Below are 207 nucleotides of genomic sequence, written 5' to 3'. Positions count from 1 at the left end.
ATCCGGCATGACTAAAACCCTGCAAGAACGCGCTGGCAGTGCTTACACCGTGATCTGGAAATCGCTGGGCGGTCAGGTTATTACTGACGACGCCGCCGGTCGGGCCATCGTTGCTGCGTGGGAAAAGAAACTGCATATTCTGGAAGCGTTTAACGGGCAATATTATTTTGCGATGCATAACCTGACCGGCATGGGTTACAACGGCTT

General features: G+C 52.7%; 1 protein-coding gene. It reads left to right on the top strand.

Annotated features, from left to right (window positions below; translation table 11 throughout):
* Positions 1-207 (top strand): hypothetical protein (locus tag QN379_RS23620; protein ID WP_323507791.1); only part of this gene is annotated, 207 nt, incomplete at both ends.

The organism is Glaciimonas sp. Gout2, assembly GCF_035018905.1.
Taxonomy (GTDB): Bacteria; Pseudomonadota; Gammaproteobacteria; order Burkholderiales; family Burkholderiaceae_D; genus Glaciimonas.
The sequence above is the reverse complement of the archived record's forward strand: the minus strand, read 5'-3'. Positions and strand labels throughout refer to the sequence as shown.